General features: G+C 70.7%; 16 protein-coding genes. 8 read left to right on the forward strand and 8 right to left on the reverse strand.

What is annotated here, in order from left to right; all coding sequences use genetic code 11:
- Positions 1–5: 5 nt before the first annotated feature.
- Both FB559_RS30310 and FB559_RS30315 read right to left on the reverse strand, forming a co-directional pair.
- Positions 6–779 (reverse strand): SDR family oxidoreductase, encoded by a 774-nt coding sequence (locus FB559_RS30310; protein WP_141959992.1) that lies wholly within the window; start codon positions 777–779, stop codon positions 6–8.
- Positions 780–844: 65 nt separating this feature from the next.
- Positions 845–1837: an aldo/keto reductase gene (locus FB559_RS30315; protein ID WP_141959994.1), complete on the reverse strand. Its 993-nt coding sequence runs from the start codon at positions 1835–1837 to the stop codon at positions 845–847.
- A gap of 151 nt (positions 1838–1988) precedes the next feature.
- Between FB559_RS30315 and FB559_RS30320 the strand changes: the two genes are divergently transcribed.
- The 4 genes from FB559_RS30320 to FB559_RS30335 all read left to right on the forward strand — a co-directional run bounded on the left by FB559_RS30320 (position 1989) and on the right by FB559_RS30335 (position 5680).
- Positions 1989–2843 carry a helix-turn-helix transcriptional regulator gene (locus FB559_RS30320; RefSeq protein WP_185792463.1) on the forward strand — a complete coding sequence of 285 codons (855 nt, stop codon included), beginning with the start codon at positions 1989–1991 and terminating at the stop codon, positions 2841–2843.
- Between the two features lie 353 nt (positions 2844–3196).
- Complete coding sequence (locus tag FB559_RS30325; RefSeq protein WP_141959998.1) at positions 3197–3631, forward strand: cupin domain-containing protein; 435 nt, start codon at positions 3197–3199, stop codon at positions 3629–3631.
- A gap of 26 nt (positions 3632–3657) precedes the next feature.
- Positions 3658–4113 (forward strand): MEKHLA domain-containing protein, encoded by a 456-nt coding sequence (locus FB559_RS30330; RefSeq protein WP_141960000.1) that lies wholly within the window; start codon positions 3658–3660, stop codon positions 4111–4113.
- 85 nt (positions 4114–4198) lie between these two features.
- Complete coding sequence (locus tag FB559_RS30335) at positions 4199–5680, forward strand: ketol-acid reductoisomerase (RefSeq protein ID WP_141960002.1); 1482 nt, start codon at positions 4199–4201, stop codon at positions 5678–5680.
- A 398-nt stretch (positions 5681–6078) separates the two neighbouring features.
- On the opposite strand, the gene FB559_RS30340 is transcribed toward FB559_RS30335, so the two are convergent.
- From FB559_RS30340 to FB559_RS30355, 4 genes are all read right to left on the reverse strand, one after another.
- Positions 6079–6498: a DUF5709 domain-containing protein gene (locus FB559_RS30340; RefSeq protein ID WP_141960003.1), complete on the reverse strand. Its 420-nt coding sequence runs from the start codon at positions 6496–6498 to the stop codon at positions 6079–6081.
- Between the two features lie 45 nt (positions 6499–6543).
- Positions 6544–7311, reverse strand: a complete 768-nt coding sequence (locus FB559_RS30345) for a DUF427 domain-containing protein (protein WP_141960005.1) — start codon at positions 7309–7311, stop codon at positions 6544–6546.
- Positions 7312–7524: 213 nt separating this feature from the next.
- A complete protein-coding gene (locus tag FB559_RS30350) occupies positions 7525–8145 on the reverse strand; it encodes a response regulator transcription factor (protein WP_141960007.1) in 621 nt (206 codons plus the stop codon).
- Positions 8146–8395: 250 nt separating this feature from the next.
- Positions 8396–11842, reverse strand: coding sequence for an ATP-binding protein (locus tag FB559_RS30355; protein WP_141960009.1), 3447 nt, complete (start codon positions 11840–11842; stop codon positions 8396–8398).
- A 439-nt stretch (positions 11843–12281) separates the two neighbouring features.
- Between FB559_RS30355 and FB559_RS30360 the strand changes: the two genes are divergently transcribed.
- Both FB559_RS30360 and FB559_RS30365 read left to right on the forward strand, forming a co-directional pair.
- Entirely contained in the window at positions 12282–15764 is a 3483-nt protein-coding gene (locus FB559_RS30360) for an ATP-binding protein (RefSeq protein ID WP_246122610.1), read from the forward strand.
- A 117-nt stretch (positions 15765–15881) separates the two neighbouring features.
- A complete protein-coding gene (locus FB559_RS30365) occupies positions 15882–16781 on the forward strand; it encodes a haloalkane dehalogenase (protein ID WP_246122203.1) in 900 nt (299 codons plus the stop codon).
- Positions 16782–16890: 109 nt separating this feature from the next.
- Here the strand turns inward: FB559_RS30365 and gad are convergent, their stop codons facing one another.
- Together gad and FB559_RS30375 are read right to left on the reverse strand one after the other, a co-directional pair.
- Positions 16891–18294 (reverse strand): glutamate decarboxylase, encoded by a 1404-nt coding sequence (gene gad / locus FB559_RS30370; protein ID WP_141960014.1) that lies wholly within the window; start codon positions 18292–18294, stop codon positions 16891–16893.
- 96 nt (positions 18295–18390) lie between these two features.
- A complete protein-coding gene (locus tag FB559_RS30375) occupies positions 18391–18990 on the reverse strand; it encodes a hypothetical protein (protein ID WP_141960016.1) in 600 nt (199 codons plus the stop codon).
- Between the two features lie 341 nt (positions 18991–19331).
- Here FB559_RS30375 and FB559_RS30380 point away from each other — a divergent pair, with 341 nt between their 5' ends.
- Together FB559_RS30380 and FB559_RS30390 are read left to right on the forward strand one after the other, a co-directional pair.
- Complete coding sequence (locus tag FB559_RS30380) at positions 19332–21041, forward strand: MOSC and FAD-binding oxidoreductase domain-containing protein (protein WP_141960018.1); 1710 nt, start codon at positions 19332–19334, stop codon at positions 21039–21041.
- A gap of 511 nt (positions 21042–21552) precedes the next feature.
- Positions 21553–22815, forward strand: a complete 1263-nt coding sequence (locus tag FB559_RS30390) for a glycosyltransferase (protein ID WP_141960020.1) — start codon at positions 21553–21555, stop codon at positions 22813–22815.
- Positions 22816–22825 lie beyond the last annotated feature (10 nt).

The following is a 22825-nucleotide window of genomic DNA, read 5'->3' on the forward strand; positions in this document are numbered from 1 at the left end:
CCGGGTCAGGCCGTCGCGGACAGGCCTCCGTCGACGGTGAAGACGGCGCCACTGGTGTACGCCGAGCGCTCGGAGGCGAGGAAGGCGATGAGGTCGGCGACCTCCCGCGGCGTCGCCGGCCGGCCGAGCGGGTAGCCGGCCGTCAGCTCGAGGTAGCGGTCCTCGTCTCCCAGCTCGGTACGCGCGCGGCCCTTGAGATGGCCGATGACGCGGTCGGTCGCCACCGGGCCGGGGTTGACCCCGACGACACGGATGCCGTCGGCGAGGCTGCGGCCTCCGAGGGCTCTGGTGAAGGCCATCAGTGCCGCGTTGCCGCTGCTGCCGGCGATGTACCGGCCGTCCACGCGCTCGCCCGCGCTCCCGATGTTGTTCACGATCACACCGTGTCCCCGGCTCTTCATCTCCGCGTAGAACACGCGGGTGAGGTTGACGTAGCCGAAGACCTTGAGGTCCCACGCGTGACGCCACGTGGCCTCGTCGATCGCGTCGATCGTGCCGCCCGGGATGTCGCCGGCGTTGTTGACGAGGATGTCGACCTCGGAGACGGACGCGGTGAGCGCGGTGAGCTGCTCGCCGTCTCGCAGGTCCACCGCATGAGTACGCACATGCGTGCCGTACGCGTTCCGGAGGCGCTCGCCCAGCGCGTCCAGAGCGGCCGCGCTGCGAGCGGCCAGGTGGAGTGCGCAGCCCTCCTCGGCCAGCACCTCCGCGGTCACCGCGCCGATGCCCCGTGACGCGCCGGTGACCAGCGCGGTCTTCCCTCGAAGCTTGAGATCCACTTCTTGTCACCCCAATACCGATCGGCCCCGCCCCCGCGGGGGCGGCCGGCCTATTGCCGCGTCGCCTATCGCTCGATGCCGGCGTCCTGCGGAGAGGTACGCGCGCCCGCGATCTCGCCGCCGGAGACGGCCTCGGCGAGAGCCGCCAGCGTGTCCGCGTCCAGGGGCGCCGTGGCGGCCTCGACGTTCTCCGTCAGGTGAGTACGCCGTCGCGTGCCGGGGATGGGGACGATGTCCTCGCCCTGGGCGAGCACCCAGGCGAGGGCGAGCCGGCCGCCGCCGACCCCGAGGTCGGCCGCGATCTTCTCGATCCGCCTCAGGAGCGCGAGATTGGCCTCGAGGTTCTCCTCCTCGAAGCGAGGGAAGATACGGCGCAGATCGGTCGGGCCGAGCGCGCTCGCGGACCGCACCGCGCCGGTGAGGAACCCCCGGCCGAGCGGTGCGTAACCGACGAAGCCGATGCCCAGCTCCCGTACGGTCTCCAGCACGCCGTTGGACTCGACGTCGCGGGAGAACAGCGAGTACTCGCTCTCCACCGCCGACAGCGGCGCGGCCGCGTGGGCGCGGCGAATGGTGCCGGACCGTGCCTCGCTGATCCCGAGATAGCGGACCTTTCCGGCGGCGACCAGCTCGCCCAGAGCGCCGAAGGTCTCCTCGACCGGCACCTTCGGGTCGACGCGATGCTGGTAGTACAGGTCGATCCGGTCGGTGTTCAGATTGCGGAGAGAGCGCTCGACACTCGCGCGCACGTACTCCGGACGGCCGTTCGCGCCGCCGGTCACCGTGCCGGCGTCGTCCATCTCCGCGCCACCGAACTTGGTGGCCACGATCACCTTGTCGCGGCGTCCGGCGAGCGCGCGCCCGAGCAGCCTTTCATTGGTGAAGGGACCGTACACATCGGCCGTGTCGAACATATTCACGCCGAGGTCGATGGCCCGATGAATGGTCGCGGTGGACTCCGCGTCGTCCACCGGTCCATAGGATCCCGTCATGCCCATACATCCCAGTCCCAGGGCGGAGGTAGTCAGCCCCTGGCCACCGATCGCACGCTTTTCCATTTCCGTCTTTCCCCCGTCTTCACGATCGTCGTCCGGCGTCAGTCAAACACGGGATTCGGCGGCCGGTGACCCTGTGAGGTGGCCGGGCCGTGCCTAGGAACGCCAGTGCTACGCTCCTTCGGATGAAGGCGTTTCCCCAGGGGTCCTGACCGTGAGCGCGAAGCGAAATCCCGAGCTCGGGGCGTTCCTGCACACGCGCCGTTCCCGCCTCGGCCCGGCGGACGTCGGGCTGCCGGCACAGGGCCGCCGCCGGGTCCCCGGTCTTCGCCGGGAGGAGCTCGCCCTGCTGGCGGGGGTGAGCCCGGACTACTACACGCGCCTCGAACAGGGACGCCAGCCGACCGCCTCACCCTCGGTGCTCGACGCCGTGGCCAGGGCACTCCGGCTCTCGGCCGAGGAGCGGTCGCACCTGTACACCCTCGCCGGCGAGGCGGAGCCGGGCGTGAGCTCCCCGGTGCCGCCGGGCGACACCATCGACCCCAGGGTCCGTCGTGTGCTGGACGTTCTCGGCGACACACCCGCCATCCTGTGCGGTCCGTACGTCGACATCCTCACGGCGAACGAGGCGGCCCGCTTTCTCTTCACCGACTTCGGCGAACTCCCGCCGCGCGAACGCAATGCCGTCCGCTGGATGCTGCTCTCACCGCTGGCGCGCGAGCTCTATCGCGATCAATGGGAAAACTCCGCGGGTGAGATGGTGGGCATGCTCAGGCTCGAGGTCGGCCGCCATCCGGGCGATCCGCGGGTGGCCGAAATCGTGGACGAGCTTCTCGACCAGAGTCCGCTGTTCCGCCGCCTCTGGACGGAGCATCGCGTCTCCGCATGGCAGACCGATGAAAAGACCCTTCACCATCCGGCCGCCGGCGCCCTGCGCTTCTTCAATTCGTCCATAACGGTGAGCGGCGTCCCGGACCAGGTCATTTACCTGGTGGTCCCCGAAGACGTGACGGCCTTCGAGACGGCCCTTCGCCGATCCAGGACCGTACGGTCCGCAGTTGAGTCCTGACGAGGACGAGTAAGGCTCTGGTCGGTGACGGCGCGACAGTGCCCGGCTCCGGCGAAGCCCCTGAACGACGGGCCAGAGATTCCCGGCTGAAAGTCCGTGCACGTCACGGGCATCCCCGCGCAGCGCGGGCACAGGCTCCGCGACGGCGTTCCCGGCCGGCGTCCGCCTGCAGGCGGCCCCGATCCGGCTCGCTATGGTTGACAACCGCAGTCAACGCCTCGGATGTGCCGTACGTGCCGGAGTCTCGAACCCCTGAGCCTCTCCGGCCGCTGTCGTACGGGATCGGCGCCCACCCCCGCGCCGCACTCTGGAGGCCCGATCACCGAACCCCTCGACGGAAAGATTCACTGAGCATGCGCAACAGTCTTCGTGCCGGGCTCGTCGGAACGGCCGTCGCCGGCCTCTGTGTCACGGCGGGCACGGCCGGGGCCACTCCGCCCGGGCCGGGGGTCACCGGCACGATCATCGCCCAGGAGACGGTGGGCACGCGGGACTACATCCTCCGGGAGATCACCCTTCCTCCCCACCAGAGCACGGGCTGGCACTTCCACAAGGGCACCCTGTACGGCGTGGTGAAGAAGGGGACGCTGAGCCACTACGACTCCACCTGCGAGTCCGACGGCGTCTACCGGCAGGGCAGCCCGATCGTCGAGCCGAGCGGGTCGAACCACGTGCACATCGGCCGCAACCTCGGTGACACCCCGGTCGTACTCGACGTGCTGTACGTGCTGCCGCACGGCAGCGCCCTGGCCGAGGACGCGCCCAACCCCGGCTGCGACTTCCAGTGAACCGGCCGGCCGCGGAGGGGGCTCCGGTGACGTCACCGGACGACGTCGCGTTCGCCGAACTGCTGGCCGCCAGCCACGAGCGTGTCGTCGGCACGCGGATCCTGCCCGAAGGCCTGGCCGGTGCGGAGGCGGCCCGCTGGCTGTACGGCGAGGCCCCGTTCGGCCTGCTCGCGCACGACACGTCGGCGGACCCGGCCTTCGTGTACGCGAACGCCACGGCCCAGAAATGCTTCGAGTACTCCTGGGAGGAGTTCGCGGGCATGCCGTCCCGGCTGTCGGCCGAGGCGGACAACCGGGACAAGCGCCAGGAGTTCATGGACGGCGTCCTGCGGCAGGGGTACGTCAGCGGCTACCGCGGCGTGCGCATCGCCAAGTCGGGCCGCCGCTTCTGGATCGAGGACACCACGGTGTGGAACCTCCTCGACCGCGACGGCGGCCTCCGGGGGCAGGCCGCACTGATCCGCGGATGGGCCGACGTCTGACCGGCGCCGGCCGCCCGGGAAACCGGCCCGGTGAGGCCGGGCTCATCATCGATTCATCGATTCATCGATCTGACTAGAGAAGGTCATGCGAGAACAGAACCTGGACTTCGAGACCACCATCTTCGACAAGGAGTACATCACTCTCGGCGGGCGCCGTGAGGCGATCGTCCGCGGTGGCCGCGACCTCTTCGACCGGCTGCCGCGTGCCTTCGAGGGCGTGAGCCAGATCGGTGTCATCGGCTGGGGCCCGCAGGGGTCGGCGCAGGCGCAGAACCTGCGCGACTCGCTGAACGGCGCGGTCAAGGTGGCCGTGGGCCTGCGTGCCGGGTCGCGGTCGTTCGAACCGGCACGCGCGGCCGGCTTCAGCGAGGAGGACGGCACCCTCGGAGAGATGTTCGAGGTCATCGCCGGCTCCGACATGGTCCTCCTGCTGATCTCCGACTCGGCCCAGACCGACCTGTACGAGAAGATCTTCGCGGCCCTACGGCCGGGCACCACCCTGGGGCTCTCCCACGGCTTCCTGCTCGGCTACCTCACCGACGCGGGCAAGGAGTTCCCGGCCGAGGTGGACGTCGTCGGCGTCTGCCCCAAGGGCATGGGCGCCTCGGTGCGCGCGCTCTACCTCCAGGGGGCCGAGGTCAACGGCGCGGGTATCAACGCCAGCTTCGCCGTCCACCAGGACGTCACCGGGCACGCGACCGACCGCGCCCTGGCCTGGTCGGTGGCGCTGGGCGCCCCGTACACCTTCCAGACCACCCTGCGCTCCGAATACCTGTCCGACCTGACCGGCGAGCGCGCGATGCTGCTGGCCGGGGTGCACGGCCTCGTCGAGAGCCTGTTCCGCCGCTTCCGCGAGCAGGGCATGAGCCAGGAGGAGGCGTTCCGCCACTCGGCGGAGTCGGTCACCGGCCCGATCTCCAAGACCATCTCCAAGGACGGCCTCGCCGGCCTGTACCAGCGGCTGGACACGGACGGGAAGGCCGTCTTCGCCCAGGCGTACTCGGCCGCGTACCCGGTCGGTCTCGAGCTCACCTACGAGATCTACGACGAGGTGCGGTCGGGCAACGAGATCCGGAGCGTGGTCCTGGCCGGCAAGCGGTTCGGGCGTTTCCCGATGGGGAAGATCGACCAGGCCACGATGTGGCAGGTCGGCCAGAAGGTCCGCGGCAATCGCGTCGAGAGCGAGATCCCGCTGGATCCCTTCACCGCCGGCGTCTTCTGCGGCGTCATGATGGCCCAGGTGGACACGCTGCTGGAGATGGGTCACCCGTACTCGGAGATCGCCAACGAGTCGGTCATCGAGGCCGTCGACTCCCTCAACCCCTACATGCACGCGCGCGGGGTCGCGTACATGGTCGACAACTGCTCGACCACCGCCCGTCTCGGCGCCCGCAAGTGGGCGGCGAGGTTCGACTACCTGCTGACGCAGCAGTCCTACCCCGCGGTGGACCTGGAGCAGGAGACCATCGACACCGCCCCGTTCGAGGCGTTCGAGGGGCACGTGATCCACGAGGTGCTGCGGATCTGCGCGGAGATGCGCCCCTCGGTCGACATCTTCGTCGAGTGACCGACGCCGCCGAACAGTACGAGGCCGGCCCACTCGACGAGTGAGCCGGCCTCGGCCGATTCTGAGCCTGTGGGCCTTGGCCCTGGAACCTCTCCCGAAGCCCTCGGTCTGGGGCCCGTCCGGTCTGGGGCCCGTCCGGTCTGGGGCCCGTCCGGTCTGGGGCCCGTCCGGTCTGGGGCCCGTCCGGTCTGGGGCCCACCCGCATGGGGCCCACCCACCTGGAGCCCACCCACCTGGAGCCCACCCACCTGGAGCCCACCCGCCCGGGGGTGCCATCCCACTCTCATTGTCCAGCCGGAACAGCGGCGCACGGAAGTAGAGCGGGGTTCTGTGGATAACGCCGTGTGGCGCCGCCCAGGCGGCGCCACAGGGCAACCAGCATGACTTCGAGACAGGCCTTATTCCTCGTCTTCGGGAACGACGTGAACGGCGGCTTCCTCCGCCGACGCGGCGCCTCCGTCGATGCCGACGTCGTCCGCCCAGGAGTCGGACTGGCTGTCGAAGTCGTCGAGGTCGGACGCGACGAGGCGGCCGGCGCGTACGTCGCCGACCTCGTCGTCGATCAGTTCCCCGTCGGTGTCGGAGCTGTCGCCGAGTCCGTCGCCGTCATCGGGGCTCTGGTCGCTCTCTTCCCGGGCCAGGCGGTGCGTGAGGTCCTCACGCGTACTCTGCTCGCGCTCTGTGGTGCCCCAGGCGGTGCTGCCCAGGGGACGCTCGGCGGGGGAGTATCCCGCTTCGATGTCGCCGAGCTCGTCGTCGTCGAGGCTTTCCTCGGGCGAGAGCAGGGCGGGATCGACGTCTCCGTCGGACGCTGTCATTTCAGGACTCCTCGTGTGGTCTTGAGCCGCCGGTATTCGGCGGGGTCACTTGAAGAAGTGCGTCACGGGCCGGGGAAGCGTCTCCCCGTCGACGATCACATCGACCTTCTCGTTGTAGAAGCCGACCAGACCGGCGATCGGGATCAGCTGCCTGGTCGGAAAATCGTAGGCCCAGACGAGATCCTTGTGCACGGTGTCACCGATCCGGATCGACCAGTAACCCGTGGTCATGCCCTTGTACGGGCATGAGGTCACGGTATCGCTGGGTTCGAGGCGGGTGAAATCGACCTCGGTACGATTGAAGTAGTAGCGGGTCGGCAGTCCCGTCTCGAAGACCATCACGGTCGACGTCGACTCGGCCAGCCTTACGCCCTCCAGCTCCACGCGTACGTGCCGGGTCGAGCGCAGCGCGTCCACCCTGACGTACGGGTTGCGCGGATGGACGAACACCTCCTCGTCCTCTTCGTACCAGGAGTCCAGCGCCCCCCACTCGAACCTCACGGTGCCCGCGAGCCCCTCGGCCGCGTCGTCGGTGTAGACGCGTGCGGCGCCCGGCCTGGTCACCTCACCGACGCGCAGGCCGTGCCGCCGGGCCGTTCCCCGTTTCAGGCGCTGGACGTGCTCCTCGTCGACGAGCACGCCGGGCTTGACGTCGGCCGCCGGGATGTAGAACTGGGGATACGGCGGCCACTCCCACACGTAGAGCGCGCGGGTCGTGTCCAGCACCACCTCACCGCCCAGCGTGGCGCGGATGCGCCGGGGCACGGGCTCGATCCGGTCGACCTCAGCGATCATCATCGGGTAGTCGCTCATGACCTCAGTCTCCACCGGGCCGCTGCCCAGGGTTCAGCCGCGGCATGTACAACAAGCGGGCTCGAATCCTGCGGCCGTCGGTCCGTGGACCTCAGGTGCGTCCGTCAACGACAGACCGGGCTCGACCGGCGAGAGGCCCCACGCCGCCCGCGACGCGTTCGTGACACGGCGATCGTGCGACGGGGTCCGGCTCACCACCGGCCCGCCGCGCTGTCAAAGGACTCCGGCGCGCAGGGCGAAGGCCACGGCGTGGGTGCGGTTGCGGAGCTTGAGCCGGGTCGTGAGCTCGTACAGGACATGTTTGACGGTGCTCTCGGAGTAGGCGAGCTCCTTGGCGATCTCGCTGGTGTCGGCGCCGTCGGCGACGAGACGCAGGACGTCGACCTCGCGCGGGGACAGCCCGGCCGCGTTGATGCCCATGGGGGCCAGCACGTCGGTCTGCATCTGCTGGACCAGGCTCATCAGCCTGCCCAGAGTGGCCTTGGGCATCACGCCCTCGCCGGCCGCCGCCGCGATGACCGCCTCGGTCAGGTCCTCGTTGGTAGTGGACTTGCGGTCCAGGAAGGCGACCACCCCGCATTCGATCAGCGTCAGCAGGGACGCTTCGCGGAAGCTGTTGGCCAGGAGCACGACGGGCAGCTGCAGCTTGGCCATCTCGTGGAGCTGCTGCATCGCCGATGGCAGCAGCGTCCCGGCCGTGAACAGCACGACCTGGGCCGGCATGTCGCCGGGCTCCTGGACAGGAGTGATCTGAGGATGCTTCCCCAGGATCGTGGTCAGGCCGATCGAGATGATCGGGTCCCGGGCCACGATGCGCACAGTGACCTGACTCACCGTTCCTCCGGATGTTAGATCGATCTCCGGAAGTGTGGAACAACGACCCTTCAGACCGTCTTGATGCGATCTGGATGGAGTGGTCCGGTATCAGCGCGTTGCCGCGACTCTAGGCCCCGGACTCGCCATCGCCAAGACATCGCGCGAAGAAGATGTACAGCGCTGCACGAAAGCCTGGGGATAATTGTCCGATGAGGCGAACGGCGGATCGGCGATCATCCAGACCGCCCTCCGCACAAAGAAACGGGCGTTACGAGACGGGACGGTAGGTGACGGCGCGCAGGTTCGTGAGCCTGGCCTTGAGATCCTCCGCCCACCAGTGGGCGCCGAAGCTCCGGTACAGCCGCACCGACTCGGTCACGGCGGTGCGGGCCTCGTCGGGCCGGTCGCCCGCCGCGAACAGCCCGGCCGCCTCGGCCAGCGCCTCCGCCCGCTCCAGGCGGCGCCCCACCTCGCGATAGTGCGCGGCCGCGCGTACGGCGAGGCCGGGCTCGCGGAGGGCCAGGGCCTGGCATCGGTACAACGCCATCTGCGCCCCACGGGATCCGACCGTCCGGCGGGCCTCGCGCCGCGCCGCCTCCATGACGCGGTCGACCTTGTCCTGGTCCGCCATTTCCTGTGCCAGGCGCAGGAGATACGGAAACCATTTGTAGGGCGTCTGCAGGGGAGCGAACTCCGGGTCGAGCGAGGTCTCTCCCAGCTTCGCGAACGCGGCCGCCGGGTCTCCTTCGTGCTCCAGCTCGAACGCCTCGGCGCGGAGGAAGAAACTGCAGGCCTCTCTCTCCACCGCACCCTCGATGGGGATCGGCCGAAGGGTGTCGAGGTGGCGCGCCACCGCCGGCCGGTCGCCGCGGAGCTGGCAGATGTAGGCGGCCAGACCGTGCCCGATCAGGTTGGCGGACGGGCCGACCTCCGCCATCACGCCCAGAGACGTCGCGTCACTGGGCCGGCGGACCGACTCGAGCGCGGCGAGGTCGGCATCCCACGCGCCGGTCCAGAAGTGGTGCAACGCCTCCGGTATCCACATCAACGCCGGATCGGTCCGGTCCTTGTCCGCGTGGCAACGCTCGATGACCTCGGCGGCCTCGGGGAACCGGTCGACGTAGTGCAGGGAGTGCACCAGCAACTCGTGGAGGTCGGCCTGCGGGCCGTCGGCCTCCGGGTGCGCGCGGATCAGCTCGATGGCGTCGCGCACGTTCTCGAGCGCGGCCGGATGATTTCTCGCCGCCGTGTTGGAGTACCAGGACGCGGTGAGCCGGTGCACGACCGCGACGGGATCCGCCGCGGGCGTTCCAGGTGAGCCTTCGGCCCGCGGTACGCGGAACCTGCTCGCGTCGACCGCCCTCTCCAGGTGCCTCATGAGCAGGCGCCGGCGTGTGTCCCAGACCTGCGGGACCAGGGGGCCGGAACGGGTGCGATTCAGGGTCTCGACGCCGGCCTCGGGGCGGCCGGCTCTCAGCTGTACCGCCGCCAGGAGCAGGTTGAGCTCGGCGAGGTGAACGGGATCCACCGCGGTCGCGAGGACCTGCCTGATCGAGGACTCCGGCAGTCGCGCCAGCCGGAAGAGCAGGCGGACCAGGATCATGCGGAGCGTCTCCCTGGTCGCCCGGTCCATCCGGCATTCGAGGAGCGCACGCTCGATGAGCTGCGCCGTCACCTCAGGTGCCGTGTCTCCCAGGTGCGGGGCGTTGGCCGAGAGCCACTCCACGGCCCAGTCGTCCATGTCGGTGTCCTCACCCACCAGGTGTTCGGCCACCGAGACCCCGGGAGCTCCCGTGACGGCGAGGGCCCTCGCCGCCTGCGCGTGCATGACGCCGCGGAAGGACCGGGCGATCTCCTCGTAGACGACCTCTCTCAGCAACGGGTGGCGGAAGCGCAGCCGGTCGCCGGCGTCGACCAGCAGACCGGCGGAGACGGACTCCTCGATCGAGTCCTGAAGCTCGTTCCGCCCGGCGGGCATCAGGACCTCGAACAGCCGCTGGACCGGCACGTCATCGCCGAGGACGGCGAGCCAGCGCAGCATGTCCCGGGAGTGCTCGGACACCGTACGGCTCGCCCGGTCGAGCGCCGACTGCAATGTACGCGGCGCGAGACCGGCCTGCCGGGGCTCGACCGTCGCCATGCCGTCGACGATCTCGATCGACTGCGTTCGCATGAGGCCGCGGACCAGCTCGGTGATGTAGAGGGGGTTCCCCTCGGCGCGGGTGGTCAGCCGCCGCAGGATCGGCCCCTGCCGGGCGCCGACCAGGTGTCCCGTGAGCTCGTCCGCCTCGCCCGCGGACAGCGGTCCGAGCCGCACGACCGTCCCGCCGGTGGCCGCGACACGGTCGTGCACCGCGGACATGCCGGTGCCCTTCCAGCCGGACCTCGCGGTGGTGACCAGGAGCAACGGCATCTCACCGCTCGCCGGCAGGAGACGCTCGACCAGGCGCAGGGTCACCGCGTCCGCCCAGTGCAGGTCGTCCAGGACCAGCACCAGGGGACGTTCGGCGCACAGCGCCTCGATGTGCTCGCGTAGCCGCCGGCTCGGGGCGTACGTCGGGTCCTGGGTGGCGAATCCGTAACCCGCCGGCTCCGGTTCCCACAGGTTCTGCGCCAGCAGGGCGCGCTCGGTCTCCGCGGTCTCGGGATGGATGCCCAGGCAGTCCAGCATGACCTGAAGGGGGAACCGGGAGGTGAGTTCGTCCGCCGTCGCCCAGGCGACGTGATGGTCGCGCCGGTCCGGCTCGTGCAGCGCGACGGCGACGACCTCGGACTTGCCGATGCCCGGGTCGCCCTCGAGCCAGACCGAGCCGCCACGGCCGTGCCGGAGCTCGGCGAGGTGGTGGCGCAGCAGATCCAGTACGTCCGTGCGTCCGACGAACCGGGGTGCGGCGGGCCGGCGGACCGCGGCCGGCCCGTGCTGTGACTCAGGCGCGGCCGGCTTCCGTACCGCCGTGCCGGGTCCGTCATCGGTGAGGATCCGCTGGTGCAGCCGCCGCAGGGACCCAGAGGGCTCCGCGCCGAGTTCGCGGCGCAGGATCTCTCTCGTGTCGCTGAAGAGGGCCAGCGCCTCGACGTGGCGGCCCGCCCGGTGCAGCGCGCGCATGCGCAGTTCGCGCAGCGACTCCCGCAGGGGGAACAGGTCGATCAGGGACGCCAGCTCGGCGGCGACCTCCGCGTGCGCGCCGTGTTCCAGCCGTGCCGCCGCGTGTGCCTCCTGCGTGGCCAGCAGCGCGGCGCCGAGTTGTTCCCGCCTCGATTCGGCGAACGGTCCGGGCACACCGGACAGGGGCTCGCCGCGTGAGAGGTGGAGCGCCCTGGCGTAGGTCTCGATGCCCTTCCTGTCGTCGCCGCCCGCGACCAGGGCCGCCGCCTCGGCGCTCAGCCGGGTGAACGCGGTGAGGTCGAGCGCCTCGGGCGGGATCGCCAGTCGATAGCCGTCTCGGTCCGACACGAGAAGGTCGGGTGCGCCGGCGGCCGCGAGAGCGCGTCGCAGCCCCGCGACGTACGTGTAGACGCTGCCGTCGGCGGTGGCCGGCGGCCGTGCCCCCCAGAGGGCGTTGACGAGTTCGCGACGCGTCACGGCACGGCCCTCGCCGCTCGCGAGAACCACGAAGGCGGCCAGCCGCAGGCCGGAGCCCAGCGCGACCGGCCGGGCGTCCACGGACATGCGCACCGGGCCCAGGAGGTCGACGCGCGGTGAGGTTCGGGCCATGTCGACATTCCCCCGGTCGGTCGATCGGTCCGTTCGTCGTGGTCAAAAGGTCTGTTTCGGGCGTACAGAGACGCCTTTGCGGTCTTGATGGGGAATCTTACGGTTCCTTACCTCGCGGATCGAGGGAGGTCAATCGGCCGGAGGCTGTGGGACGATCAGCCAGTGCGGTGAACCGATCCGGGGGGACGGGCGTCATGATCGACCGCGAGGGGGGCCATTCTCATGGCCGAGCGGATCTCCGCCGTGATCCATCTTTTGGCCGAAGAGGAGTCCGGGTGGGGCGCAGCACAATGATCGCGGCGAGGGGTCCGGATCATGGTGTCCGATAGTGCAGTCCGAGCTGACCGTAAGTGCCGGACTTCGTTGATTGGTCTGGACGGTGGTGGCCGGGGCGTCGCGTACGTGCCCGGCGTCATCCGGCTTGAGGAGCGTGGGGGAGATGGAGGTCGGGCGGCTACGGGTGGAGCTTCTTGGCCCGGTACGACTGACAGGGGGGCGACGCGAGCTGCAGGCCGGCTCGGCGAAGCAGCGGCTCGTTCTCGCGGTCCTGGCGCTTCAGGCGGACCGGGTGGTCTCCCGTGAGGCGCTGATCGACGCGGTCTGGGGTGAGGAGCCGCCGGACGCCGCGGAGGACGGCCTGTACACCTACGTCTCGCGACTGCGAAGAGTGCTGGACCCGTCACGTACCGGCGAGATCCTGGTGACGGAGGGCAGCGGGTACCGGCTGCGGGCCGACGCGGTGGAGGTGGACGTCGAGGAGTTCGTCCGGCTGGGCGAGCTCGGCCGCCGCCGTGGTGAGGCCGGCGACCCGGACGGAGCGCTGGACGCCCTGGAGTCCGCGCTGGGCCTGTGGCGCGGCGAGCCGCTCTCCGACGTCCAGGGCTCCTTCGTCACCGCGCAGCGCGCGCGGATGACCGAGCTGCGGCTGCTGGCCGTCGAACGACGTGCCGGTGCCCTGATCCAGCGCGGGCGGCAGGCCGAGGTCATCACGGACCTGACACCGCTGGTCGCCGAATATCCGCTGCGGGAGGAGCTCAACGCCCTGCTGATGCTCGCGCTGCACGAGAACGGCGGGAGCGCCGAGGCGCTGGAGGTTTTCGAACGTGTCGAGATGACGCTGGCGGACCAGCTCGGGCTCGGGCCGGGAGACCGGCTCCACGGGATGCGCCAGCGGGTCCTGGACAAGCTCCTGCAGCGGCCGCTCGCCGGCCGGTCGGCCGAGAAGGCGCTCCTGCGCGAACGGCTCGCGGACCTGCGAGCCGGCCAGGGGAGCGTCATCTGGGTCGAGGGCGGGCCACGGGTGGGAAAGTCCGCGCTGCTCGCCGCCGGCATGGCCGGTGCGGAGGAGTCCGGCTGCCGGGTGTTCCGGCTGGCGGCGGAGGACGGCGGTCCCAACTCACCGGCGGACCTGATGCGGTGCTTTCGCGGCATCGAGGCCGACCCCGCCGAGCCCGTCTACGTGACCATCGACCGGCTCGTCAGGGACGTACGCGCCATGTGCGACCGCCGGCCGATCCTGCTGGTCGTCGACGACTTCCACCACGTGGACGAGGGGGGACTGCTCGCCTGGCGGCGGCTGGTCAAGGTCGCGGCGGACCGGCCGCTCTGCCTGGTCGCGGCCGGCAGGCCCGACGAGAACAGGAGAGAGCTGCGACGGCTGGCCGAGACGATCTCCAACGTCGGTCATGCCATCGAGCTGAAGCCGCTCGGCGAGGCCGGGGTGGCGGAGCTGGTGACCGACGTGACGGGTACGGCGCCGGGACCGGAACTGCTCGAGGTGCTCGGCTGCGCGGCGGGAAACCCCGGCCGGTTGATCGACATCATCGAGGCGCTGGCCTCCGCCTCCCTCCTGAGGATCGAAGAGGGGCGGCTCGTACTCGCCCGCGCCTACTACGAGGACACGCTGAGCGAGGTCGTACGGCCGTGGCTGAGGGTCCTCACGCAGCCCTGCCTGCGGCTCGTACGCGCCGCGGCCCTGCTCGGCTTCGAGTTCGACCTCGACGACCTCACCGCCCTGCTCGGGCAGGCTCTGCCCGCGCTGGCGCGCCCGCTCTCCGAGGCCGTCGAGAACGGCGTCCTCCGCCAGCTCGGCCGGCGGATGGCGTTCCAGCACCCGATGCTGTGCCGGGCGGTCGAGCTGACCTCGCCGGAGTCGGAGAGACCGATCCGGCATCGCGAGGCGGCCCGCGCACTGGAGGAGGCCGGCGCGATGCCCGATCGCGTCGCCGCGCAGCTCCTGCTCGCCGAGCTCCCGCCGGACGCCTGGACGATCCGCTGGCTGCTGACCCATGCGGAGGTTCTGGCGATCCAGGCGCCGAAGCTCGCGGTGGGGCTGGTCGAGCGCGTGCTGGCCTGGCGGGGTCTGCGCAGCGCCAGCCGGGTGGATCTCACGGCACTGCTGGTCCGGCTGGTGTGGAGGCAGGGCGGGCGGCCGGTGGAAGAGGCCGCCTTCGTCGAGCTGGCGACGACGGACGCCGAGCTGGCGGCGGAGATGCGGCTCGTCACCGCCTACCTCCAGTCCGACGGGGGGGAGCCGGCGGTCGCACAGGACACCATCCGGCGAGCACTGGCCGACCCGGCCCTGCACGTGCGCTGGCGGATACGGCTCGAGTGCCTGCGGGGGCAGATCGAGTACGCCGAACACGGGCGCGACTTCGCGACGAAGGCCGTTCGTGCCGCGGAGGAGGCCGGCGACGTGCTGGGAGTCGCGTACGCGCGACACCGGCTCTGGCAGCTTCAGTGGCAGCTCGGCGATCACGATGGCGCGCTGGCTCATGTGGAGGCGGGCATCGAGGCGGTCTCGGGGCAGCGGGACGCCATCGAGGTCGAGCTGGGGCTGTGGGGCGACAAGGTCTTCAGCCTGCAGCAGCTCGACCGGCTGGAGGAGGCCGAGCGCGCGCTGGCCACCGCGCGTGCGCTGGCGATCCGCCGGGGAGTCGCCGGTGGGATCGCGCCGCTGGCGGCGGTGCACTGGTACTGGTTGGGGCGATGGGACGACGCGATCGCCGATCTGGAGTACACGATGTACGACGGCTGGTACTGCCTGCGGCGCAGTGGGGTGTTCCGGCTGGTACAGGGGCTACGGGCGGTCATCGCCGCGCACCGGGACGACTCCGTCGGCCTCGAGGCGGCGCTCAAGACCACCTGGTCATCGGGCGAGGAGGCGACGCGGACCGCCACGTTCGACTTCCTGCTGGTCGGTGCAGCGATGGCGGCCGAGCAGGACGGCCGTCCGCTCGACGCGCTGGCCATCCTCGAGCCGCTGCTGTCCGGCCCGGCCACCGGCGGCGTGGCGGCGCACCAGTGGCTGCCGCGGATGGCGCGGCTGGCCGTCGAGGTGGGCGACCTCCCGCTCGCGCGCAGGATCGTCGCGGCCTGCGAGGCCGAGGCGGCGAAGGAGTGGAGTCCCGCGCGAGCCGGCGTGACGCTGCGGTGGTGCGCCGGGTTGGCGGAGTCCGACCCGGAACCGGTGCTCGCCGCCGCCGAGCGGTTCGCGGCGCTCGGGCGCAGGATCGAGCAGGCGATGGCCCTGGAGGACGCGGCCGGGATCTTTGCCCGTTCGTCGATGATCCAGGCCGCGGCGCTCCATGGTCATCAGGCGATGGAGCTCTACGCCGAGCTCGGGGCTCTGTGGGACCTCCGCCGTACCGAGACGCTCCTGGCCGGCCACGGGATCGTGAGGGCCGGGGGGCGCCGGGCGCCGTCACACCTCTCCCCGACGGAGTACAAGGTCGCCGAGCTGGTCGCCGCCGGATGGGCGAACGGCGAGATCGGCATGGCCCTGTCACTGCCGCGTGCCGCCGTACAGGAGCACATCCTGAACGTCGTCGCGAAGACGGGCGCCCGATCCCGGCTGTCCGTCACCCCCCAGCTGGTCGAGTCCCTGCGGGGCTCGGCGGGCACCGGCCGTCCGCGGGGCTGAGCATCGAGCGCACGGGAGGGCCTGCTAGATCGTGGTAATTTCGCTGGAATGTGCGTTCTGTTTTCGCGACCGCCGACCGAGCGGGCCTGAGGGTCCGCCGGCCCAGGGGGAGTCCGCGTGCCGGCGCCGTCGGTGAAGAAGACGGCTCTCGTCAGTGGCCGCCGGATGGCGTACGTGGAGGACGGCGAGGGCGCTCCGATCGTGTTCCAGCACGGAAACGGCACCTCCTCCTACCTGTGGCGCAACGTGCTGCCGCACGTGACCCCGCTCGGCCGGGCGATCGCGTGTGACCTCATCGGCATGGGGGATTCGGACAAACTGCTGCCGTCCGGGCCGGAGCGTTACGACTACTTCGAGCATCGCGACTATCTGTTCGGGCTGTGGGAGCAGCTCGGCCTGGAACGCGACGTCATTCTCGTGCTGCACAGCTTCGCGGCGACGCTGGGGTTCGAGTGGGCCAGGTGGCATCCGGACCGGGTGGCCGGGATCGTGTATCTCGACGCGGTGGTCAAGTCGCTGACCTGGGACGAGGTCGGACCCAACCGCGACTTCTACCGGGATCTGCGCTCCGACCTCGGTGAGGAGCTCGTGCTCGACCGCAACCTCCTCATCGAGGGGGTGCTGCCGTCGATGACCCTGCGCACGCTGACCGAACACGAGCACGCCGCGTACCGCGAGCCCTTCGTGAACCCCGGAGAGGATCGCCGGCCGATGCTGAGCTGGTCACGCCAGCTGCCGATCGAGGGTGAACCGGCCGACGTCGTCAAGGTCGTGGAGGAGTGCGCCGACTGGCTCTCCCGGTCCCCGGTCCCGAAGCTGTTCATCAACACCGAGCCGGGATCGGTCCTCGTCGGGCGCGGCCGGGAGTTCTGCCGGACCTGGCCGAACCAGACCGAGGTCACCGTACGGGGGCGGCACTTCGCCCCCGAGGACAGCCCGGACGAGATCGGTGCCGCGATCGCGGACTTCGTACGCGCCGTCCGCGCCGGACCCGGAGGCCACGGGGCGTCGCGGTGACGGCGGCGCCGGTCCGATCGGCAGCGGAACCCGCTCCGATCATTCCTCCACGTGGGAGAGGTCCGGTCCCCGGACTCTGGTCGTATCGAGGGCCCGGCCTCCCCGCCTTCTAGTGGTGGAAGCTCGGGACGTCCTCGGGGCCGAGCATGGGCGCGGTCTGCCTGCGCAGCCACGGCAGCAGGTTGTTCAGGTCCTCGATCAGCCGGTCCGCCAGGTCGAAGGAGAACCCGTTGCGGCAGACGATCCGGAGCACGGCGAGGTCCTGGCGGTTCGCCGGGAAGGTGTAGGCCGGGACGAGCCAGCCGAACTCCCGCAGCCGCCGGGAGACGTCGAAGACGTCGAACGAGGTGACGTCGTCCGTGGTGGTGAAGGCGAACACCGGCAGCTGGTCCCCGCGGGTGATCAGCCGGAAGCAGCCCATCTCCTCGATCCGCCTGGCCAGGTGCATCGCCACGTCCCGGCTGTTCTGCTGGACGAGGCGGAAGCCCTCATACCCCAGCCGCAGGAAGTTGTAGTACTGCGCGATCACCTGTGAGCCGGGACGGGAGAAGTTGAGCGCGAACGTCGGCATGTTGCCGCCCAGGTAGTTGACCCGCTCCACCAGCTCCTCGGGCAGGGCGTCCTGATCACGCCAGAGCGCCCATCCGACCCCTGGGTACACGAGCCCGTACTTGTGGCCCGACGTGTTGATCGACGCGACCCGCGGCTGCCGGAAGTCCCACACCATCTCCGGGTCGATGAAGGGCGCGATCATGCCGCCGGACGCGCCGTCCACGTGGACCGGGACGTTCAGCCCCGTACGCTCCTGCAGGGCGTCCAGCGCCTCGCAGATCCTGGCGACCGGCTCGTAGCTGCCGTCCATCGTCGAGCCGAGGACGGCGACCACGCCGATGGTGTTCTCGTCGCACAGCTCCACGGCCTGCTCGGGGGAGAGGTGGTAGCGGTCGCCCTCCATCGGGGCCAGGCGCGCCTCCACCTCCCAGAAGTTGCAGAACTTCTCCCAGCACACCTGGACGTTCGTGCCCATGACCAGGTTGGGGCGTGCCCCGGAGGCGTACCGCTCGGCGTTGCTGCGCATCCAGCGGCGCTTGAGCGCCATCCCGGCCAGCATGCACGCCTCACTGGAGCCGGTGGTGGAACACCCGACCGCGGCGGCGGGATCCGGGGCGTTCCACAGGTCGGCCAGGATCGCGACGCAGCGCTGCTCCATCTCGGCCGTCCGCGGGTACTCGTCCTTGTCGATGATGTTCTTGTCCGCGCTCTCGGCCATCAGCCGTTCCGCCTGGGGCTCCATCCAGGTGGTCACGAAGGTGGCGAGGTTCAGGCGCGAGTTGCCGTCCAGCATCAGCTCGTCGTGGATGAGCTGATAGGCCGTTCCCGGCACCATCGGGCCGTCCGGGAGCCGGTACTTCGGCAGGGACCCGCCGACACCGGAGATCGGGTTCGCCTCGCCGATCATCGGGCTCACGTGTATCGGCTGCTGCTGTCCGGCCCCGCCGCTCTGCAAGGACATCTACCACTCCTGAGTACGTGTGACAGCGAAGAACGTGCCTGCCGGGCGGGCGCCCGGTCGTGTTGGTCGTGCCCGTTGGTCGTGCCCGGTCCGGGCCTAACGGACCGCCGGCCGGGTGCCGTTGCCCCCGTGGACCGGCGCCGTGTCCGTACGCCGCAGCGTCATCTCGTAGCGCAGGACGACGAGGGCGGGGATGAGGTATCCGGCGACCTCGATGAGGCTCTGGAGGCCCTCGGAGCCCGTCGTGGCCGACTCGACCATGCCGAGGATGCCGGCGGTGACGGTGAAGGCCGCCGCCCAGATCACGCTGGCGCGAAGGTGCCAGCGGTAGAGGGGGTGGCGCGGCCAGCGCGGGCGCGGAACGGAACGCAGCTGGGCTCCCAGGGTGAACGGCCGCTGGAGCACGAGCGAGAGCCAGGCGGTCAGGGCCTGCCATCCCGCCGACAGCGCGGCGATGAACTCCCTCAGCGGCGCCTGGGGGGCCGCGAAGGAGATGACCATGGCGATGGCGCAGAAGACCGCGGCGCTCGTCTCGATGAACGCCTCGCCCAGGCTGTTCCCACGGCGCCGGTTGTCCAGCAGCAGTACGAGGCTGAGCGACAGGGCGATGACCGTGCCGATGCGCCAGTTGGTGAAGACGCTGATCACGCCGCAGGCGACGAACGGGGCACAGCCGAGCAATGTACGAAGAACCAAGAGACTTCCCCCCAAGCAAGCCGTCCAACGGGGCGAATCTACGGTCCTGCCGGGGTATCCGTCGGAGAATTAGGGAAAAGTAAACTATCGGCCATCAAGGCATGGAGTGGTATAGACAGGGCGTTTGTCCTCGGCTACGACGCTCGCCAGGTGCGCCGCTCACGCAACACCGGCACGAGTGGCCACGCTGTCACCGTTCCGGCGTACGCGACAGGGCCCGGAGCCGAACCATTCGCGAAATCTAAGCGGACCGGCCGGAAGTTTCATGCCCTGGAGGGGTGTGGCTTCGCGGCGGGTGACTAGTTTGGGGTTGATTCCGGAGTCGGCGAGGGGGGATTCGGATGGCGTCGCTTCTGTCGGTCAACGTCGGGCTGCCGAAGGATGTCGCGTGGCAGGGAAAGACGGTCCACACGGGCATCTGGAAGGAGCCGGTCGACGGCCCGCGGATGGTGCGCAGGCTCAATGTCGACGGCGACGGCCAGGGCGACCTGAACGGGCACGGCGGCGAGCAGCGGGCCGTGCTCGTGTACCAGATCGAGTCCTACGAGCACTGGCAGAAGCACTTCGAGCGTGACGACTTCACCTTCGGCCAGTTCGGGGAGAACTTCACGGTCGACGGTCTCGCCGACGACGAGGTGTGCGTCGGTGACCGCTACCGCATCGGCGAGGCGGAGTTCGAGGTCACGCAGCCGCGCGTCACCTGCTACCGCGTCGGCCTCCGCCTCGGTGAGCCGGCCATGCCCTCGCTGCTCGTGGCCCATCACCGCCCCGGCTTCTATCTGCGCGTCATCACCGAGGGCCGTGTCCAGGCCGGCGACGAGATCACCAGGACGAAGGTCGGCCCCGGAGCGCTGAGCGTCGCCGACATCGACGCGCTGCTCTATCTGCCCGACCGCGACCTCGCCAAGCTGCGTACCGCCCTGAACATCCCGGCGCTCAGCCCCGGCTGGCAGCAGTCCTTCCGCGACATCGCCGACGCCGCCGACCGCGGGGACAGCCCGGACCTGCCCTCGATGGGCGTCGAGCCGGGCTGGAGCGGTTTCCGCCGGCTCCGCGTCGCACGGATCACGCCGGAGAGCTCGTCGGTGTCCTCCATCTACCTGGAGGCCGACGACGGCGCCCCGCTGCCGCGGGCCCGGCCGGGCCAGTACCTGACGCTCCGCGTCACCGGCGCCGGCCGGCCCGCCCCGGTGCGCAGCTACTCCCTGTCATCGGCGCCGGGCGCGGACGTCTACCGGGTCAGCGTGAAACGCGAGTCGCACGGCCTGGTGAGTGGCTACCTCCACGCCTCGCTGCGTACGGGGGCGGTCCTCGACGTGGCGGCCCCGCGCGGAGACTTCGTGCTCCAGGACGGCACCGGCCCGGTGCTGCTGATCTCGGCGGGAATCGGCGTGACACCGGTGCTGGCCATGCTGCACGAGCTGGCCGCCCGGCAGAGCCGGCGGCCGGTGTGGTGGATCCACACCGTTCGCGACCGTGCCCAGCACGCCCTCGCCGGCGAGGCACACGACCTGATCGCCGCGCTCCCGGACGCACGGGAGCACGTCTTCTACACGGCGGTCGGTGGCCGACTGACCGGGGAAGGGCTCGCCGGACTCGGCGTCCCCGCAGACGCGACCGCCTACATCTGCGGACCCGCCGCGTTCATGACCGACATCCACGACGCACTGGCCGGGCTCGGCCTCGCCGAGGACCGCATCCGCACCGAGCTGTTCGGCGCGATGCCCGCCATCAACCCCGGCGTGACCGGCCACGCACGTACACCGCCGCACCAGCCGCCCGGTGAGCCGGGCACCGGACCGGCGATCACCTTCGCCCGCAGCGGCCTGACGGTGCCCTGGTCCGAACAGCAGCCGTCCGTCCTCGACCTGGCCGACGCGTGCGACGTCCCGACACGCTGGTCATGCCGCACGGGCGTCTGCCACACGTGTACGACGACGCTCCTCTCGGGCGAGGTGGCCTACTCACCGCCACCACTCGAACCGCCCGGCCCGGATGACGTCCTGATCTGCTGCGCTCGCCCCGCCACCGACATCGTCCTCGACCTCTAAGGCCCTGTCTCAAAGTCATGCTGTTGCCGTGTGGCGCCGCCTGGGCGCCGCCTGGGCGCCGCCTGGGCGCCGCCTGGGCGCCGCCTGGGCGCCGCCTGGGTGGCGCCTGGGTGGCGCCGCGCGGGGTTATCCACAGAACCCCGCTCTACTTCCGCCCGGCGCTGTTCTGGCTGGACAATGAGAGTGGGATGGCACCCCCGGGCGGGTGGGCTCCAGGTGGGTGGGCTCCAGGTGGGTGGGCTCCAGGTGGGTGGGCTCCAGGCGGCAGGGCTCCAGGCGGCAGGGCTCCAGGCGGCAGGGCTCCAGGCGGCAGGGCTCCAGGCGGCAGGGCTCCAGACGGGAGGGCTCCAGACGGGGCGGGGTCCCAGACCGAGGAATTCCAGACAGGCCCAGCGGGGAGCGACGGTCCTGACGGGGAGCCGCGGGTGTGACGGGAGTTTGCACCTGCGTCCCGTTGTTCTGGCGTGATCCGGCAGTCCGGTGGGAGCCCGGCGGGGTGCACCGTGAACACATGGCCGGACGTGTAGTGATCTTCGCAGGTGGGTCCCGTGGCGACATCCAGCCCTGCTCGGCGCTGGGGCGGGCGCTCGCGGACCGTGGGCACACGGTACGGCTGATCGCCAGTGGTGTGTACGCTCCGCTCGCCGCCGGACTGGAGTTCGCGCCGCTGTCCGTCGACCCGGCGCACGTCCTGCAGACCGAGGAGGGCCAGGCGTGGCTGGCGGGCGGGCGGAACCCGCTCCGGTTCGTCACCGGGTTCAAGAGGATCCTCGGGCCGATCGTGGAGCGCATCCTCGCCGAGACCCTGGACGCCTGCGCCGGTGCCGACCTGATCCTCTATCCGACACTGGGGTTCGTCGGGCACCACATCGCCGAGCATCTGGGCATCGCCGAGGCCCTGATCCACTTTCAGCCCAGCCGGACGACGCGTGCCTTCCCGCATCCCCTCATGCGGCACGCGTTCGGTGCCAACCGGCTGAGCTTCGGCGCCGTCGACCAGCTCGGCTGGCAGCTGCTGCGGCCGTTCGTGAACCCCTGGCGGCGCGACGTGCTCGGCCTGCCGAAACTGCCGCTGCGGGGGCCCATGCACCGCGTACGCGATGTGACCGTGCTCTGCTGTTTCAGCGAGGTGGTGGTTCCGCGGCCCGCGGACTGGCCGTCGAACGTGCATCTGACCGGCTACTGGTTCCTCGACGAGCCGGCCTGGACGCCGAGCACCGCCCTCACGGAGTTCCTGGCCGCCGGTCCGCCGCCCGTCTACGTCGGGTTCGGCAGCATGGTGCCGCGCGACCCGGAGGAGACGTTCCAGGTCGTACGCTCCGCGCTGCGCCGGGCGGGCCTGCGCGGCGTGTTGACCGGCGGCGCGTGCCGTGAGACCGGGAGGCTCACGGCCTCGGCGGCCTCGGCGGCCACGGCGGACGACGCGCTCTTCCTCGTCGAGGACGTGCCGCACTCGTGGCTGTTCCCGCGTGTGGCCGCGGTCGTCCACCACGGCGGCGCCGGCACCACGGCCGCCGGCCTGCGGGCGGGGACACCGACCGTCGTGTGCCCGTTCTTCGGCGACCAGTTGTTCTGGGGCGAGCGGGTCGCCGCCCTCGGCGCGGGACCGCCTCCGCTTCCCGTCAAGGGACTCGACGCCTCCACCCTCGCCGCACGCGTGTCGGCCGGGGTGGGAGACCCGGGCATCCGTACGCGCGCGGCCGCGGCCGGCCGCCGGATACGTGCCGAGGACGGCATCGGCCGCGCCTGCGCGATCCTGGAGCCCATGACGTGACGCGGCCGGG

It is taken from the genome of Actinoallomurus bryophytorum (genome assembly GCF_006716425.1).
GTDB lineage: Bacteria > Actinomycetota > Actinomycetes > Streptosporangiales > Streptosporangiaceae > Actinoallomurus > Actinoallomurus bryophytorum.

Coding starts and splice junctions, on each gene's coding strand:
- FB559_RS30390 (WP_141960020.1), top strand. CDS start 21,553: ATGGCCGGACGTGTAGTGATCTTCGCAGGTGGGTCCCGTGGCGACATC.
- FB559_RS30355 (WP_141960009.1), bottom strand. CDS start 11,842: ATGGCCCGAACCTCACCGCGCGTCGACCTCCTGGGCCCGGTGCGCATG.
- FB559_RS30360 (WP_246122610.1), top strand. CDS start 12,282: ATGGAGGTCGGGCGGCTACGGGTGGAGCTTCTTGGCCCGGTACGACTG.
- FB559_RS30345 (WP_141960005.1), bottom strand. CDS start 7,311: ATGAGCGACTACCCGATGATGATCGCTGAGGTCGACCGGATCGAGCCC.
- FB559_RS30340 (WP_141960003.1), bottom strand. CDS start 6,498: ATGACAGCGTCCGACGGAGACGTCGATCCCGCCCTGCTCTCGCCCGAG.
- FB559_RS30325 (WP_141959998.1), top strand. CDS start 3,197: ATGCGCAACAGTCTTCGTGCCGGGCTCGTCGGAACGGCCGTCGCCGGC.
- FB559_RS30380 (WP_141960018.1), top strand. CDS start 19,332: ATGGCGTCGCTTCTGTCGGTCAACGTCGGGCTGCCGAAGGATGTCGCG.
- gad (WP_141960014.1), bottom strand. CDS start 18,294: ATGTCCTTGCAGAGCGGCGGGGCCGGACAGCAGCAGCCGATACACGTG.
- FB559_RS30315 (WP_141959994.1), bottom strand. CDS start 1,837: ATGGAAAAGCGTGCGATCGGTGGCCAGGGGCTGACTACCTCCGCCCTG.
- FB559_RS30335 (WP_141960002.1), top strand. CDS start 4,199: ATGCGAGAACAGAACCTGGACTTCGAGACCACCATCTTCGACAAGGAG.